18 protein-coding genes and 2 tRNA genes are annotated in these 13,252 nt (G+C 69.1%); 11 read left to right on the plus strand and 9 right to left on the minus strand.

Features of this window, described 5'->3' with window-relative positions; translation table 11 throughout:
- Positions 1-14 precede the first annotated feature (14 nt).
- The gene (locus tag CHF16_RS33045) at positions 15-350 is read left to right on the plus strand and encodes a winged helix-turn-helix transcriptional regulator (protein ID WP_245869653.1); all 336 of its coding nucleotides are present in this window, start codon (positions 15-17) and stop codon (positions 348-350) included.
- A gap of 472 nt (positions 351-822) precedes the next feature.
- Positions 823-2,136: an MFS transporter gene (locus CHF16_RS33050; RefSeq protein WP_089330099.1), complete on the plus strand. Its 1,314-nt coding sequence runs from the start codon at positions 823-825 to the stop codon at positions 2,134-2,136.
- A gap of 275 nt (positions 2,137-2,411) precedes the next feature.
- On the opposite strand, the gene CHF16_RS33055 is transcribed toward CHF16_RS33050, so the two are convergent.
- The 4 genes from CHF16_RS33055 to CHF16_RS33070 form a co-directional block, all read right to left on the minus strand.
- The gene (locus CHF16_RS33055) at positions 2,412-3,236 is read right to left on the minus strand and encodes a nucleotidyl cyclase domain-containing protein (RefSeq protein WP_089330100.1); all 825 of its coding nucleotides are present in this window, start codon (positions 3,234-3,236) and stop codon (positions 2,412-2,414) included.
- 4 nt (positions 3,237-3,240) lie between these two features.
- Positions 3,241-3,843 carry an RNA polymerase sigma factor gene (locus CHF16_RS33060; RefSeq protein ID WP_179271820.1) on the minus strand — a complete coding sequence of 201 codons (603 nt, stop codon included), beginning with the start codon at positions 3,841-3,843 and terminating at the stop codon, positions 3,241-3,243.
- On the minus strand, positions 3,840-4,037 hold the full coding sequence (locus CHF16_RS40610; protein ID WP_089330102.1) for a hypothetical protein: 198 nt from the start codon (positions 4,035-4,037) through the stop codon (positions 3,840-3,842). The genes CHF16_RS33060 and CHF16_RS40610 overlap by 4 nt, the downstream gene beginning before the upstream one ends.
- Positions 4,038-4,322: 285 nt before the next feature.
- A complete protein-coding gene (locus tag CHF16_RS33070) occupies positions 4,323-4,991 on the minus strand; it encodes a TetR/AcrR family transcriptional regulator C-terminal domain-containing protein (protein WP_089330103.1) in 669 nt (222 codons plus the stop codon).
- 126 nt (positions 4,992-5,117) lie between these two features.
- On the opposite strand from CHF16_RS33070, the gene CHF16_RS33075 reads away from it, so the two are divergent.
- Positions 5,118-5,993, plus strand: a complete 876-nt coding sequence (locus tag CHF16_RS33075; protein WP_089330104.1) for a CPBP family intramembrane glutamic endopeptidase — start codon at positions 5,118-5,120, stop codon at positions 5,991-5,993.
- Between the two features lie 220 nt (positions 5,994-6,213).
- Here CHF16_RS33075 and CHF16_RS33080 read toward each other — a convergent pair whose 3' ends face one another.
- From CHF16_RS33080 to CHF16_RS33090, 3 genes are all read right to left on the minus strand, one after another.
- On the minus strand, positions 6,214-6,873 hold the full coding sequence (locus CHF16_RS33080; protein WP_089330105.1) for a hypothetical protein: 660 nt from the start codon (positions 6,871-6,873) through the stop codon (positions 6,214-6,216).
- 315 nt (positions 6,874-7,188) lie between these two features.
- Positions 7,189-7,280: transfer RNA gene (locus tag CHF16_RS33085), tRNA-Ser, on the minus strand.
- Positions 7,281-7,417: 137 nt separating this feature from the next.
- Positions 7,418-7,852 carry a hypothetical protein gene (locus CHF16_RS33090; RefSeq protein ID WP_089330106.1) on the minus strand — a complete coding sequence of 145 codons (435 nt, stop codon included), beginning with the start codon at positions 7,850-7,852 and terminating at the stop codon, positions 7,418-7,420.
- A gap of 192 nt (positions 7,853-8,044) precedes the next feature.
- Between CHF16_RS33090 and CHF16_RS33095 the strand changes: the two genes are divergently transcribed.
- Positions 8,045-8,117, plus strand: a tRNA-Arg gene (locus CHF16_RS33095).
- Positions 8,118-8,194: 77 nt separating this feature from the next.
- Here the strand turns inward: CHF16_RS33095 and CHF16_RS33100 are convergent.
- Both CHF16_RS33100 and CHF16_RS33105 read right to left on the minus strand, forming a co-directional pair.
- Positions 8,195-9,490: a tyrosine-type recombinase/integrase gene (locus CHF16_RS33100; RefSeq protein WP_179271821.1), complete on the minus strand. Its 1,296-nt coding sequence runs from the start codon at positions 9,488-9,490 to the stop codon at positions 8,195-8,197.
- On the minus strand, positions 9,487-9,999 hold the full coding sequence (locus CHF16_RS33105; protein WP_089330108.1) for a hypothetical protein: 513 nt from the start codon (positions 9,997-9,999) through the stop codon (positions 9,487-9,489). The genes CHF16_RS33100 and CHF16_RS33105 overlap by 4 nt, the downstream gene beginning before the upstream one ends.
- A gap of 144 nt (positions 10,000-10,143) precedes the next feature.
- Here CHF16_RS33105 and CHF16_RS33110 point away from each other — a divergent pair, with 144 nt between their 5' ends.
- The 7 genes from CHF16_RS33110 to CHF16_RS33140 all read left to right on the plus strand — a co-directional run.
- A complete protein-coding gene (locus tag CHF16_RS33110) occupies positions 10,144-10,347 on the plus strand; it encodes a MerR family transcriptional regulator (RefSeq protein WP_089330109.1) in 204 nt (67 codons plus the stop codon).
- Positions 10,347-10,757, plus strand: a complete 411-nt coding sequence (locus CHF16_RS33115) for a FliH/SctL family protein (protein ID WP_089330110.1) — start codon at positions 10,347-10,349, stop codon at positions 10,755-10,757. The genes CHF16_RS33110 and CHF16_RS33115 overlap by 1 nt, the downstream gene beginning before the upstream one ends.
- Before the next feature lie 41 nt (positions 10,758-10,798).
- Positions 10,799-11,962, plus strand: coding sequence for an AAA family ATPase (locus CHF16_RS33120; RefSeq protein ID WP_245869656.1), 1,164 nt, complete (start codon positions 10,799-10,801; stop codon positions 11,960-11,962).
- A 76-nt stretch (positions 11,963-12,038) separates the two neighbouring features.
- Positions 12,039-12,389: a hypothetical protein gene (locus CHF16_RS33125; RefSeq protein WP_089330112.1), complete on the plus strand. Its 351-nt coding sequence runs from the start codon at positions 12,039-12,041 to the stop codon at positions 12,387-12,389.
- Positions 12,386-12,688: a hypothetical protein gene (locus CHF16_RS33130; protein ID WP_089330113.1), complete on the plus strand. Its 303-nt coding sequence runs from the start codon at positions 12,386-12,388 to the stop codon at positions 12,686-12,688. The genes CHF16_RS33125 and CHF16_RS33130 overlap by 4 nt, the downstream gene beginning before the upstream one ends.
- Positions 12,689-12,690: 2 nt before the next feature.
- Complete coding sequence (locus CHF16_RS33135; protein ID WP_089330114.1) at positions 12,691-13,035, plus strand: hypothetical protein; 345 nt, start codon at positions 12,691-12,693, stop codon at positions 13,033-13,035.
- On the plus strand, positions 13,032-13,252 hold a 221-nt coding region (locus CHF16_RS33140), incomplete at its 3' end, for a hypothetical protein (RefSeq protein ID WP_143228212.1). The genes CHF16_RS33135 and CHF16_RS33140, both read left to right, overlap by 4 nt.

A 13,252-nucleotide genomic window follows, 5' to 3' on the forward strand; every position in this document is an offset into this window, starting at 1 on the left:
TCCCCTTGGCACTGGTGATACCCGACGTCCTGGAAGAAAGCTGCGCGACCCGGCAGGCGCTTGAGCGACTGGCCGCCAAGTGGCGGATCCTGCTGATCTACGCGCTGCTCGCCGGACCGCAGCGGCACGCCGAACTGCGCCGCAGGCTGCCCGGCGTCACGCAAAAGGTCCTGACCGAGACCCTGTGGAGCATGGAAAGGGACGGGCTGGTCGAACGACGGGTGCTCAAAGACACCGCCCCGCAGCATGTCGAGTACGCCCTGACCCCACTCGGAAAGACCCTGCAGGAGCCGCTGTCCGCCATCTGCGCCTGGGCGCTGGAGCACCCCAGCGCCACATCCGGCAGATGACATCCGCTCTTCGGCAGATCACTCCGGCGCTCGGTTCGATGCGGCGACCGGGCAGGGTCTCGGCGGGGCAGGGGTAACAGCTCCGTCAAGGATGTGCCTTCCACCACTGGACTGCCCGACGGGTCAGCTCCCGAGCGGTCTCGCCCGACGCCCACCGGGCCAGGTGCGCGGTGCGGACACCCGGCAGCCTGAATGGTTCAGCGAGCTGCCGGTTTAAGCATCACTGGAAGGTACAGCCCAGAAACATTCATGCCCCAGCCGTCGATTCGCCGCGCATGGCCACCGTATCTTCGAATCGTGGGCCAATTCCTTGGAAGGGCGGCGGGAAATTGAGCATTCTCGTTCCGCGTACTAAAAAAAATGTGAGTCGGCGTCGCCATTCGGACCTAGTCCGACAGTACGCGCTCGACAAGGGGCAGCGGCTGGTTCTGATCACGAGGGATCCCACCAGTCGCGTCAGGTTAGAGACGCGATGAGCGCGCAGGAGGAGGAACAGGCGCCGCAGGAGAGCGCCGTCGCGACCAAGTCAGGCGGCCGGACCGAGCGAGTTCCGGAGCGCGAGCCGTCCATCTTCCGGGATCCCGGCTACCGGTGGCTGTTCAGCGCCGCGCTGGTCAGCAAGATCGGCGCACAGGTCAGCTATATCGCGATCCCGCTGATCGCGGTGACCGAGCTGAACGCCACCGCGGGCCAGGTCGGCCTGCTCGGTGCGCTCAGCTTCGCCGCGTTCCTGCTGGTCGGGCTCCCCGCCGGAGTCTGGGTGGACCGCATGAGGCGGCGCCCGGTGATGATCGTCGCGCAGGTGTCGCGGGCCGTGCTGATGGCCACCGTACCGATCGCCTGGGTGCTGGACTCCCTCACCATCTACCAGCTGTACGCGGTGGTCCTGCTGAGCGGTGTCGGCACCGTCTTCGACGATGTCGCCGCGCAGAGCTACCTGCCGCACGTGGCCGGCCGTGACCGGCTGATGGCCGCGAACACCGGCATCAGCAGCCTGAACGCGGGCAGCGAGGTGGCCGGACGCAGCGTCGGCGGCTACCTGGTCGCGGCCGTGACCGCCGCCGGGGCCGTCATGGTGGACATCGCCGGCTTCCTGTTGTCGGCGCTGATGCTGATGCGCATCCGGCGGCCGGAGGCCAAGTCCGAGCGGGGGACCGACCGCGATCTGCCACGCGAGATGCGGGACGGGCTGCGGTTCGTCCTCGGCCACCCGATTCTGCGGCCGATCGCCTTCGCCGGCGCGCTGACCAACTTCTCATTTCAGGTCAATCTCGTCATCATGCCGATCATCTTCGTGCGGCAGCTCCATCTGTCGGAGACCGCGCTCGGCGCGTACCTGTCGATCGGCGGCGTCGGAGTCCTCACCGGCGCACTGCTGGCCCGGCGTGTCGCGCACCGGGTCGGACACGGCCGGATGCTGTGGATCGCCGGTGCGGCGGTCGCTCCGATCGCGCTGTTCGTCCCGCTGATCGACAACGGCCCGTGGCTTTTCGTGGCGGGCGGCGCGTGGTTGCTGGTCACCATGAAGGCGGGCATCGACAACGTCGTCCAGGTCAGCTTTCGCCAGCGGGCCACTCCGGACGCGATGCTCGGCCGGATGAACGCCACCATGCGTTTCTTGATGACCGGGGCGCTGGCGATCGGCGCGGGCGTCGGCGGCCTGGTCGCGCAGCTCGCCGGTGCGCGCGCCGCCCTGTGGGTGAGCGCAGCAGGACTGGCCTGCATCTGGGTGATCATCTACTTCTCGCCGCTGCGCGGAATGCGAGACCTGCCGGGGGAGTCATGAGCGTATATGCGGAGTCGCCGTGGTAGCCGGACCCGAGTGCGGCGGCACCCGGCCGCAGCCGGCACGAGCGCACTCCGCCGACGTCCCATGCACACCATGTGCACACCGGGCGCGGGGGAACGGACATCCCGGGAAGCGACAGGGACTCCGTCCGAGATAGAGATCTCGGACGAAGTCCCTGGAGTCGCGGAGGATCGGGCAATTCTGGCGATCGCGGCCGTCCGGTCGCCTGCTGATCCCCCGGGGTGGGGCGAGTCGCGCGAAGGCGTGAACTGTTACAAGGTGCTAAGCCGGGATACACCGCCTTCCAGCGCCAGCCATGCCGACAGCGACGTCTCCTTCACCTGGACTTGGACCCGCGAGTAGCGGCTCGGATCGACGAGGCCGGGGGCGGGCGTGATCACCGAGTCGTACACGAAGTCCGACGTGATGAACGCCAGGTCGGCGCCGGTCTCGGCGACGCGCTGCTTCACCACCCGGGCGTTCAACATCCGCGCCGTCCTGATGATGGCGAAGCCATGCACACCGTCCTGGGGGTCGTGGTGCACAGGGCCGACGTCCAGCGCGACTCGCAGTTGCAGCCGGGTGGCGTCGTCAGCGCGCCGGTTGTGCCGCCGCAGCCCCGCCGCCAGGTGCGCGAGCATCGGGCCGACGACCTGGGTGGTCGGCGTCGTCGGCGGGACGATGACGAGCGCGCCGTCGCCGCGGTCCTCCTGGTAGAGGCGGACGAGGTCAAGGCCGGCGGCAGTGAACGCCTGATCCATCAGGTCGTACATCACGGTCCGGATGCAGTCGCGGTCGGCGTCGGTGCGCGTCGGCGAAGAGAACCCGGCGATGTCGACGATGAAGATCGAGCAGTTCTGCCCCATTACATCCGGTGGGACGGGACGTTCGGTTTCCAGATCTGAGTCGGGCGGGGAAAGCGGCTGGTGGACTTGCTGCTGGGCCTGCGGATCCATGATGACCGCAAGTTCTGCGGCGATGGTGGAGGGCGCGGCGGTCAGCTGGTCGGCCTCGGCCTCCTCCGCCAACGCCGAGCCGAGCATCCGCTGCAGATCGCAATCTTCGTGCCTACGGGTCCCGAGTCGGTTGTCCCTCATGTATTCATCCCTCCTGCCCGGTGCCTGGCACGTCGAAGATGTCGCGCAGCTTCTTGAGTGCTCGCATCCGATGCCCGCGGACAGTGCTCGCGCTGGGGACCCCGAGAATCCGGGCGATCTGCGCAGAGGTCGGTGGGGGGACGGACTCGACCCAGGTCAGTACGACCAACCGTTCGATCGGCGTGAGCTCTTGGACCGCAGCGATCAACCGGGGGTCGGTCAGCAGCACCTGCGGGTGACATGGGCCCGGTGATGAGGCGGGCTCAAGCCCGCCACAGTCGGCGTCCTGGCGAGCGGCCACACTCTCTAACTGATCGGTGTCCAGTAGCAGATCCGTCCGGGTGCGCAGGGCGTCGATTGCCGCGTTCCGGGCGCATTGGCGCACGAACGCCTTGGGCGCCTCAACCACCGGCCCTCGCTCACACCACCCCTTCCAGATCTTGGTCCACATGCGGGATGCGATGTCGTCGGGCTCGATACCGGAACCGTGCAGTGCCATACGAAGGACGACCAGGGAGAGCGAGCGATGTTCCGAATAGAACCGGGTGAAGGACTCCCTCGCCCGGTTCAGATCCTGGGCGTCCTCGGGATCTGGGTACCTGGTCACCGGTCGAGGACCTGCTGGGGCAGGGTGATCCACCATCCTCCACTACCGTCCCACTCACCTACCTGGGAGCCAGGTGGCAGATCGGCGATCGTGGCCATGATCTGGTCACGCTGCTGACGGCGAGCCCGGCGCTCCAGCACCCGGTCGGCCAACGCTGCGGCTCCGGCGGCCAGGCCGGTGATGAGGGGGTCCATATCGGCGCTCCTCCTGTCGTGGAACGAGCCTTGGCCAGCCAGGCGGCTGACGCAAGCACATCATCTGCACCTACATAGACGGAGTCGTGTTCAGCCAGGTCGAAAGCCGTGCCCTTCCACCACCGCGCACGATACTTGCGGGCGTGTCGGCCAATTCGGCAACGCGGGGAGCGCGGCGGCGACCAGGCGGCGGGACGACGTCAGCGACATCGCTCTCACCCGGCGGCGGCCCCGTCCGGCAGGTGCCGGCGTTGCCGCTCCTTGCGGCGGCGAGCCCGGCGACGATCATTCGGGGTAGGCGTCGACGCCTGCCAGGAGCAGGTCGAGTACCTGGTCGAAGTATTCGTTGTCGGTGGCGAGGGCGTCGGATTCCGAGACCGCCGCGGCGAGGGCCTCGTCGTGCCTGTCCGCTTCGGCCTGACGCATCCGGCGCATCGCGACGGCGGTGGCGGCCGCGCCGAGAATCTGGTTGGAGAACGCGCGGATCGCGACGGCCTGGAACTCCTCGCTTGCGCTGCATTCCTGGAGCGCGGTGACGATCCGCCGTGACAGGGCGATCGCGTTCGGGCCGATCAGGGGCCGGGAGCCGGCGAACTCCGCCGCCCAGGAGTGGCTGGTCAGCGCCGCGTAGAACAGTCCGGCGGTCTGCTTGACGGCGGTGCGCCAGGGCACCTCGGGGCCCGGCAGCGCCGACGCGGCCTCGGTGAGGATCTCGTCCACCGCCAGGTCCACCAGGTCTTCGCGGCGCTGGACGTACCAGTAGAGGCTCGTGGCGTGGACGCCGAGTTCGGCGGCGAGCTTGCGCATCGTCAGTGCGGGGGCGCCCTCGCGGTCCAGCAGCGCGATCGTGGCGGCGACGATGCGCTCGCGGCTGAGCGCCGGCTGGGAGCGCCGGCCGCGCGGCGGGCGAGTGAAGACGCTGTCGAAGTGCTGGTCGGAGCCTGAATCAGCCATGTCCGACACTGTACTTGCTCTCATACGTTGTTGGATCTAATCCAACGCTGTATGTTCGACGTCGCAAGATCGCGCCGCCGCTCCTTCCGGAGGCGCTCCCGCTCCCTTGACCAGAGGAATCTCGGCATGACCACCGCACCCGCACGCCACGCCGCCCCCGCCCGCTACCGAGGCGACCTGACTCTGTTCTTCGCCATCGCCTTCACCGTCAGCTGGGCCTCCTGGGCCGCGGCGATCGGGCTGAGCGGTTCGTCGAGCCCGCTGACGGGCGCGTTCCACATGCTCGGCGCCTTCGGGCCGCTGGTCGGCGCTCTGGTGATCCGCATCCGGCGCGGGCGCCGCGGCCGGCCAGCCCCCGAGGGCACCGTCCGCTTCCGTCCCGCCAACCTCGCCTGGGCGCCACTGCTGCTCGTGGCGGCCTCCGGCCTCGTCCTGGCCGCCGCCTTCATCGCCCATGCCGCCGGCGCTCCCGCCCCCAGCTGGGACGGAGCGATGGACATCATGGCGGACTTCGGCGGCCCCGCGGCGTTCCTCGTCGGCCTGATCATCGGGGGACCGCTGTCGGAAGAGCCCGGCTGGCGCGGCACCGCCTACCCCCGGATGCGCGCCACCATGAACCGGTACCAGGTGTCCCTCATCCTCGGCGCCATCTGGGGCGTGTGGCACCTGCCGCTGTTCTTCATCGCCGACACCGTCCAGCACGACCTCGGCGCGACCAGCCCCAGCGGCGTGCTCTTCACCGTCAGCTCCATCCCCATGGCGATGCTCTGCTGCTACGCCTACGAGCGCGCCGGGGTCCTGGCCTCCATCGCGGTGCACTTCGCCACCAACGCCACCATGGTCCTGCTGGACGTCCAGGAGCCCGTCGCCCTGGCCCTGATCATGGGCGTCCAGGCCGTCGCCGCCGTCGCGCTGCTGGCCACCGTCCGTCCCGCCGGGGGTGACTCGGTCCCCGCTCCGGCCGCGACGCCCGCGGTCCTCGGCGCCAACCCCACGCGCTGACCCCTCCCGGCCCGTCCACCCCGACCACACCCACGCGGTCGGGCGGACGCGCGTCCGGGACCGTGAAACCCGTCGCGGGGAGGGCACTCAAACTGCGGTCAGACCGCCAGGTGCGTTCCGGTGGGGGACCAGTTGAGGCCGACGACCCAGGCTTTCGGTGGATTCGTGGCGCCGAACAAGCGGCGAGGCGGGTCGCCGCCGGCGCCTGGTGTTCGTTGGCCTACCGATGTCGCCAAGCCGCAGCGCATACCTCGATCCAGGCCGCGAGGTCGGGCACGTTGTTGATCGTGAGTAGTGAGTACGGCGGGGAATCGTCCAGTGGCGTGACCTCTTCGAATGCGTGGTCCGGTGCAAAGAGGAGGAGCCGACCGCTGTCTCGATGCGCCAGTGTGAGATTCCCGTTCGCCTCCACGGCGACGGCGTAGTACTCATCTGGACTGATGGGGACCTTCAGGCCGTCGCTTTCCCAGAGCCACGCGTAGTCGGCCAGGACGTCTGAGATTCGTACACGTGTCGCCTCGGCCGTGAGCACTTGGTCCTGATTGCACCACCAGGTGTCGGGTTCACCGAACCTCTCGACGATTCCTCCGCAGAGCCTCCAGAAGCTCGTCTGCGCTTTCGGGAAAGACCCGCCGTCCGCGTCCTCGGGCGGGTGGCAGAGCCATCCCCGGCGAACGTCCGGCGGTCCCCACGCCAGCAACTCGTACCCGATGCCTCCGACGGAGATCGGGGTGAGAGTCGTCGAGTTGAGCAGTGCGGACAGTTCAGGCAGGTCCTCGGCCGATCCGCGGGTCCAAGGCTGTGCCTCGCCGACCATGACGCTCTCTCCGGGTTGGAGGAACCATGAAACTTCCTGGAGGAACAGGTCCCAGTCGCTCATGCTGCGATGATGGCAGGCCCGCTCTTGCCTGCCGGGCCAGGCCCCGCGAGGTCGCTCATCAACTCCTTGGGACGCCGGGGGCGGGTCTCAGGTGAGCGTCTTCAGCCTGCTGCTTCCCTATAGGCCTTGGTGAGAGCCTTCAGGAGGCCGTCGGAGACCTCGTGGGTGACGTTGCCCTGGCTCAGCCGGATCGCGCGGCAGCACCGCGTCAGCGAGAGGGCCGTTCGACGGGCGATCCAGGGCCAACAAAGCGGACATCCCGGAATGCGACAGGGACTTCGTCCGAGATCGAGATCTTGGACGAAGTCCCTGGTGTGGCGGAGGATCGGGGATTTGAACCCCGGATGGGCGTGAACCCAAACCGCATTAGCAGTGCGGCGCCATAGACCGGACTAGGCGAATCCTCCAGGAGCCATCGGGCTCAGGACAGGCTACCGGTTCGGCGAGCCAACCGGCAAAGCCTGCGTCCCGTGGCTCCAGCAGCATAATGCGTAGCGGGCGAGGACGTGCCGCTCCCGGGGCCGCGGGAGCGAGGCGTCGTGGATCATCCCAGGCGGAACCCGGTGAAACCGCAGGCCTTGGCGAGGTCGTTGCCGTGCTGCTGCATGGCGGCGGTGTCGGGGCGGCTGCCGAGGGCCGAGGTGTTGCCGGAGCTCAGGTTCCGCAGCATCTCCGCGGTCTTGTCGAGGTCGCCGGCGAACGCGGTCGCGGCGGACTCGACGTCACCACCGGCGCTCTGGCCCTCCGAGCGGACCTTGGCCGCGGTGTCCGTGAACTTCTGAGCGGTCGCGGACGCGCCGCTCGACGATCCCGCGGACATGCCGCTGGTGGAGAAGCTCCGCAGCTCCTTCTCGATGTTCTTGCAGGCAGTCGTCTTCTTCCCGCCGGCGATGGCGTCGACGGCGCCGCAGCCGGTGGAGGTGAGCATCAGGCCACCGACGGCGACAACGCCGACGAGCTTGGTGGCAGACATGCGCATGTGGGTTCTCCTTCAGGGGGGTTGGTCTTCGGGCGGAAACAGCAGCATCCCAGGTCACTCCCGCCTCGATCACCCATTTGGCGTATCCCCGCCACACGGGGTTCCGTGACTCAAGTCACATCGTCCGACGCCCTCATCCGGCAACCGATTCGCGGACAGGTCCACGGAGCCGGTACAGTTGGGATGCGTCAGGCACCCGTAGCTCAACGGATAGAGCATCTGACTACGGATCAGAAGGTTAGGGGTTCGAATCCCTTCGGGTGCGCCCAGGTCAAAGGCCCCTTCCGATCTTCGGAGGGGGCCTTTCTGATCTCCCATGTAGCAACGCGTGTAGCAACGCGCTCAAGATGCCGACCGGCGCCGCTTCTTCCGCTCGCCGGCGAGGTCGACGAGCATCCCGTCCATCACCTCGGCCGCGCCGTCCTTCACCTCCTCCAGCAGGTGCACGTAGATCTCGCTCGTCGTCGAGAGCCGGGTGTGCCGTAGGACGCTCTGGATCACCTTGAGGTCGACCCCGTCGGCGAACAGGAACGACCCGCACGCGTGGCGCAAGTCGTGAATCCTGCAGCGCGCGACAGCGGCGGCCGCGCAGATGTCCTCCCACATGCGGTTCACGTTCCGAGGTTCGAGCGCCGTCCCGATCGTCGTGGTGAAGACGAGACCCTCGTCGACCCACAGGCGCGCGTCCTCTCGCTCGGCGTCCTGCCCGGTGCGATGCTCGCGCAGCGCGGCCACGGCGAACGCCGGGAGCTTCATGGTCGCCTTGCTCGCCTGCGTCTTGAGGCCCTTGCTCACGAGCTTGCCCTTGCGGCGGCCGGTGTCCGCGTCGACCTCGCCGCGCAGGCGCTGCACGGACGCCCGCAGGCGCACCGTGCCCGCGTCCAGGTCGACGTCTTCCCACCGCAGCCCGAGACCCTCGCCGCGCCGCAGGCCGAGCGCGAGCAGCAGCAGCCAGTACGCCCACAGCCGGTGATCGGCCGCCGCGCCGAGCAGCGCCCGCACCTCTTCCTTGGACAGCTCCCGCGGGGGCTTGCGCTCGACGGTGGGGGCATCGACGAGCAGGCAGACGTTCCGCTTCACGCTCTCGTCGTCGACGGCGTCATTCAGCGCCTTCCGCAAGACCGCGTGACTGTAGGCCACGGTGCGGGTGGACAGCGTCTCCGGTGGCGGCAGCTTCGTCTCGCCGGGGCGCAACTTCCGGCGGGCACGGCCGCTCGGCTTGCGCGACAGCTCTAGCAGCCATGCCCGGATGTGCGTCGTCGAGAGGTCGACCAGACGCACCCGGCCGAGGTGCGGAATGACGTGCTTCTCGCAGGTGTCCCGGTAGGAGTCGAGCGTGGACTCGGCGAGCTTGCCCGCCGCGACGCGCTGCGGGAGCGTCACGGGCAGCCACACCCGCGTGAGGTAGTGCTCAACGGTGTCCGTCCGGCCGGCCGTGACCGGCTGGTTGTCGTCGATCTCCCGTTGCGCCTTCTTGCGCTTCTCGACAACCTCCGTCCGGCTGTTGCCGTAGACCGGCTTCCGGCGTCCGTTCGGCAGGTAGACGGTCGCGACCCACTTCCCGTCGCTGGCGCGCTGGTAGGGGCGCCCGTCGCGGTTGCCACGCGTCCGAGCCTTCCGGGTCGGCGTCTCGGTCATCCCGCCTTGCCCTGCTCGGCCGGCGGAAGGAAGCCCCGTCGCCGAGCTTCCCGCACCCATCGATGCACCGTCGTCACCGGCACCTCTGCCTCGTCAGCGAGGGCCTTCGCCGGCGACCGCGTGACGGCTGCCTGGTCGGCATACGCCACGGCCACTCGGCGATAGAACCCGTCCGGGTTCTGTCCGGTGGGTCGTTGCAGTTTCTCAATCAACTGCTGCCGCCCGGCCTGGGCCTTGCCTGCGCGCCGACGCAGGGTGGGGAGCGTCAGTTCGTCGTCGGGCGCGTCTGCGTCGAGCGTGGGTCTTTCGATGGCTGACAGGGCGTTGATCTGCGCTTCTAGGCGACTGATCGAGATTCCCCGGAACTGATCGGCCTCGATCTGGCCGCCATGGAGAAATAGGTCCGTGATCTTGTATCGGCCGTTCTCGGCGAGCTTCACGCGTACATGGAGACCGTCCATGCCCTGCGGGGGCTCAACGGAGATCCAGCCGTCATCCACGAGATACATGCCGACACCCTAGTTCGGCCGCAGAGGTTCATCAAGGTTCGCGCGTATGTACACGGACTTGCGCGCTTCCTGGGTTGCCTGATACTCCTGATCTCGGCGTCCGCGTATGGTCGCGGACTTATACCCCCTTCGGAGGTGGCCGCTGTGACGGAACCCCTTGCGTACCGGGCCGAGAGGGTGCCCGAGGTCTTCCCGATCGGGAGGACGACCCTCTTCGCACTGCTGAGGTCGGGCGAGATCGAGAGCTTCACGGAGGGGCGCGCGAGATTCGTCCCTCACCAGGCGCTCGTCAGCTACATGCAGCGGAAGATCGCCGAGCAGAACGGCGGCGGGGGCGGGGCGGCCTGATGGTGACCAACGAGAACGGCGCCACCGGGGAGGGTGGCGCCGTTGACAACGAACACGCGGGCGGGCGGGTCGTCCGTGACCAGAGTACCCGGCACCCGTTCATCGTGGCCGCGGAGTTGCTCGCCGAGTCGGCCGAGCGCGAGCGAACCATCTTCGAGCACGCATGGTCGACCGGGTACGGCGCCGGGTTCGACGCCGGGACCGAGGTCGGTTACGACTGCGCTGAGGCCGAGATGGCGCAGGCATGGGCACCCGTCGCCGAGAGCGTGCGGCGCCTCGGCCGGTCCCTCTCTCACGCAGAGCTCGAGCGGCGCCGGTGGGACGGCCGCCGCGAGGACTTCGGCAAGCCCCGCCCCGGTGACTACCGCGGCGGTCCGGTGCCCTGGGACGGACGGAGGGCGTCCGCGTGACCGTGCTCGACGAGGCTCGGTACTGCCGTGCGTGCGGGAACATGTTCAGCCATCCCGTCCACGGACCGGAGGCGACGGGACCGGACGCACACCCGTTCCAACTCCCCGCTTCTCACACCACCCCGGTAACCGAGACGGCCGTGACTAGGGGTTCTAACACTTCTCACACTTCTCACGGGAAGGGAGAAGAGGTCGACCAGGAGGCCCAAGACGCCCTACTCCTGGGCGACGTCCGCGACGGTGCGTGGCTCGATGCGCAGGAGTTCCCGCCGCTTCGGTGGGCGGTCCCCGGCCTCCTCCCGGAGGGGATGAGCCTGCTCGTCGGCCCGCCCAAGTCCGGCAAGTCGTGGCTCATCGGCAACATCCTGCTGGCCGTCGCCGCGGGCGGTCACGCGCTCGGCAGGCTGGCGGTCGGCCCGCCCCGCCGGGTGCTGTACCTCGCTCTGGAGGACGGCGACCGCCGCATGCAGTCACGGTGCCGGATCATCCTGGAGGACGGCCCGATCCCCGGCCTGTTCCACTACAAGGTGACCGTGCCGCCGGGGAAGGTGCTGCCGGTGCTGGAGGCGTGGATGCGCCGCTACCCCGACACCGCCATGGCCGTGCTCGACACCCTCGGCCGGGTCATGCCGCCGGCGATGCAGGGCGAGTCGAGCTACCAGCGTGACTACCGGGTCGGCGCGGGTCTGAAGCGGATCACCGACGAGCGGCCGGGGCTGTCGCTGGTCGTGGTCCATCACGACCGCAAGGCCGCCTCGGAGGACTTCGTGGACGCGGTGTCGGGGACCAACGGCCTCGCCGGGTCGGCTGATGCCGTGATCGTCCTCGCTCGCAAGCGCAAGGCGTCCGATGCCGTCCTGAAGGTCACCGGCAAGGACGTGCCCGAAGAGGAGTACGCCCTCCGGCTGGAGGACGGGACGCGCTGGGTTCTCGACGGCCGGACGCTCGCCGAGGCCGCCGCCAACGTCGAGAAGCGCGAGGAGAGCCAGGAACTCGGCGAGACCTCGACGGCCATCCTCGCCTTCATCGCCCAGCGCGTCGAGCCCGTCCGGGCCGCCGAGATCACCGGCAAGTTCGGCAAGAGTGCCGCCGAGTACCTGCGCCGCCTGGAGCAGTCCGGGCGCCTGCTCAAGCCCAAGCGCGGCTACTACCAGGTGCCGCCGCCGCCCGATCACCCCGAACTCGACTTCGACCCTCCGGAGTGAGTGTGAGAACCGTGAGAACCGTGAGAACCGCAGGTCAGAGCACGTCCCGAAACTCACACCGACCGGGAGGCGGGCAATGAGCACCTACTGGCGGACGGTGGACTTCCGGCCCGTCGCGACGCACGGGTGGCGCGTGCTGCTGCTCAAACCCGAGCAGGGGGTCGACGAGGTTCCGCTCGTCGGCTGGCTCGTCCAAGAGGAATGGGAGACCCACCCCTACGACGGGGAGCACTCCACCGGGGAACGCCGGATCGTCGGCGCGATCATGACCGACGACTGCGAGCCCGAGACGCTCCACGGCATCCACGGCTTCTGGGCCATCCTGGGGCCGTTCGAGCCGACACCCTCGGCTGAGGATGAGGCCCGGTTCCGGGCGGAACGTGAGGCCGTGGGGCGGGCCGTCGCCGAGCGGGAGAAGGCGTCATGACCCCCGGCCTCGCCGAGGTGCCGTGCGTCGGCTGCCAGACGCCCGTGAGGATCTACCCGCCCGAGGACGGAGACGGCCCCGTGTCGTGCGGGCGGTGCTCCGGGACGGCCCTCACTGTCGTCCACGGCCGCGTGGACGCCGACCTGCGCGAGGCCGTCGAGCGGCGCCTCGCCGAGCGGATCGAGCGGGCTCGCGAGCGACGTGCGGCGCGGGGGCGTGCACGTCGCGAGAAGCAAGCACGCCGAGACGCCGGGCTGCAGGCCCGGCACCGCCGGAAGCTGAACCGAGAGAGGAACTGACCATGGCCAACCAGCCGGCCCCCGGCGCCCGGGACCTGTTCCCGCACGTGTCCGTCATCAACTCGCCCGGCAACCCCCTGCACGGCGAGGTGGTCATGTCCCCGCGGGTCATGGGGCTGCTCATCGCGCCGAGCGTCGAGGAGTTCACCGCGTTCTGGGACGAGAACGCCGAGCGGGTCAAGGACGCCATGAAAGCCGGGCGCAACGAGTTCCCCAAGCACTGGCAGCGCTGGGCGCGGCGCCGGTCCAACGAGCTCCAGGCCCGCTACGGCTCGACGAGCTTCGTGGACATCCTGCGCGGCCTTCAGCGCGACTACGGCGTCCTGCCGACCGGCGGTGAGCTGTGAGCGCGGCCGAGGAGCTGCGGGCCGCCCTCGCGCGGCTGACGGCCGGGGAACGGCAGACGCTCGCCGTCCGGTGGCAGCAGAACTCCGACCACTGGGAGCCGGTGAATCGGCCGCTGGGGCGGGTGTGGCAGGTCATGACCTCGCTCGTCCTGGAAGTCGACCGGATGGAGGCGATGCGGGCGGCGGGCGCCGAGCCGCACACGATGCGCGGGGCGCG

The sequence above is a fragment of the Actinomadura meyerae genome, from assembly GCF_900188445.1.
In the GTDB taxonomy this organism is placed as follows: domain Bacteria; phylum Actinomycetota; class Actinomycetes; order Streptosporangiales; family Streptosporangiaceae; genus Spirillospora; species Spirillospora meyerae.

What these genes read in the sequence shown, in the direction of transcription:
- CHF16_RS33050 (WP_089330099.1), top strand. Translation starts at nt 823, where the DNA reads ATGAGCGCGCAGGAGGAGGAACAGGCGCCGCAGGAGAGCGCCGTCGCG.
- CHF16_RS33055 (WP_089330100.1), bottom strand. Translation starts at nt 3,236, where the DNA reads ATGAGGGACAACCGACTCGGGACCCGTAGGCACGAAGATTGCGATCTG.
- CHF16_RS40610 (WP_089330102.1), bottom strand. Translation starts at nt 4,037, where the DNA reads ATGGACCCCCTCATCACCGGCCTGGCCGCCGGAGCCGCAGCGTTGGCC.
- CHF16_RS33070 (WP_089330103.1), bottom strand. Translation starts at nt 4,991, where the DNA reads ATGGCTGATTCAGGCTCCGACCAGCACTTCGACAGCGTCTTCACTCGC.
- CHF16_RS33075 (WP_089330104.1), top strand. Translation starts at nt 5,118, where the DNA reads ATGACCACCGCACCCGCACGCCACGCCGCCCCCGCCCGCTACCGAGGC.
- CHF16_RS33080 (WP_089330105.1), bottom strand. Translation starts at nt 6,873, where the DNA reads ATGAGCGACTGGGACCTGTTCCTCCAGGAAGTTTCATGGTTCCTCCAA.
- CHF16_RS33090 (WP_089330106.1), bottom strand. Translation starts at nt 7,852, where the DNA reads ATGCGCATGTCTGCCACCAAGCTCGTCGGCGTTGTCGCCGTCGGTGGC.
- CHF16_RS33100 (WP_179271821.1), bottom strand. Translation starts at nt 9,490, where the DNA reads ATGACCGAGACGCCGACCCGGAAGGCTCGGACGCGTGGCAACCGCGAC.
- CHF16_RS33105 (WP_089330108.1), bottom strand. Translation starts at nt 9,999, where the DNA reads ATGTATCTCGTGGATGACGGCTGGATCTCCGTTGAGCCCCCGCAGGGC.
- CHF16_RS33115 (WP_089330110.1), top strand. Translation starts at nt 10,347, where the DNA reads ATGGTGACCAACGAGAACGGCGCCACCGGGGAGGGTGGCGCCGTTGAC.
- CHF16_RS33120 (WP_245869656.1), top strand. Translation starts at nt 10,799, where the DNA reads ATGTTCAGCCATCCCGTCCACGGACCGGAGGCGACGGGACCGGACGCA.
- CHF16_RS33125 (WP_089330112.1), top strand. Translation starts at nt 12,039, where the DNA reads ATGAGCACCTACTGGCGGACGGTGGACTTCCGGCCCGTCGCGACGCAC.
- CHF16_RS33130 (WP_089330113.1), top strand. Translation starts at nt 12,386, where the DNA reads ATGACCCCCGGCCTCGCCGAGGTGCCGTGCGTCGGCTGCCAGACGCCC.
- CHF16_RS33135 (WP_089330114.1), top strand. Translation starts at nt 12,691, where the DNA reads ATGGCCAACCAGCCGGCCCCCGGCGCCCGGGACCTGTTCCCGCACGTG.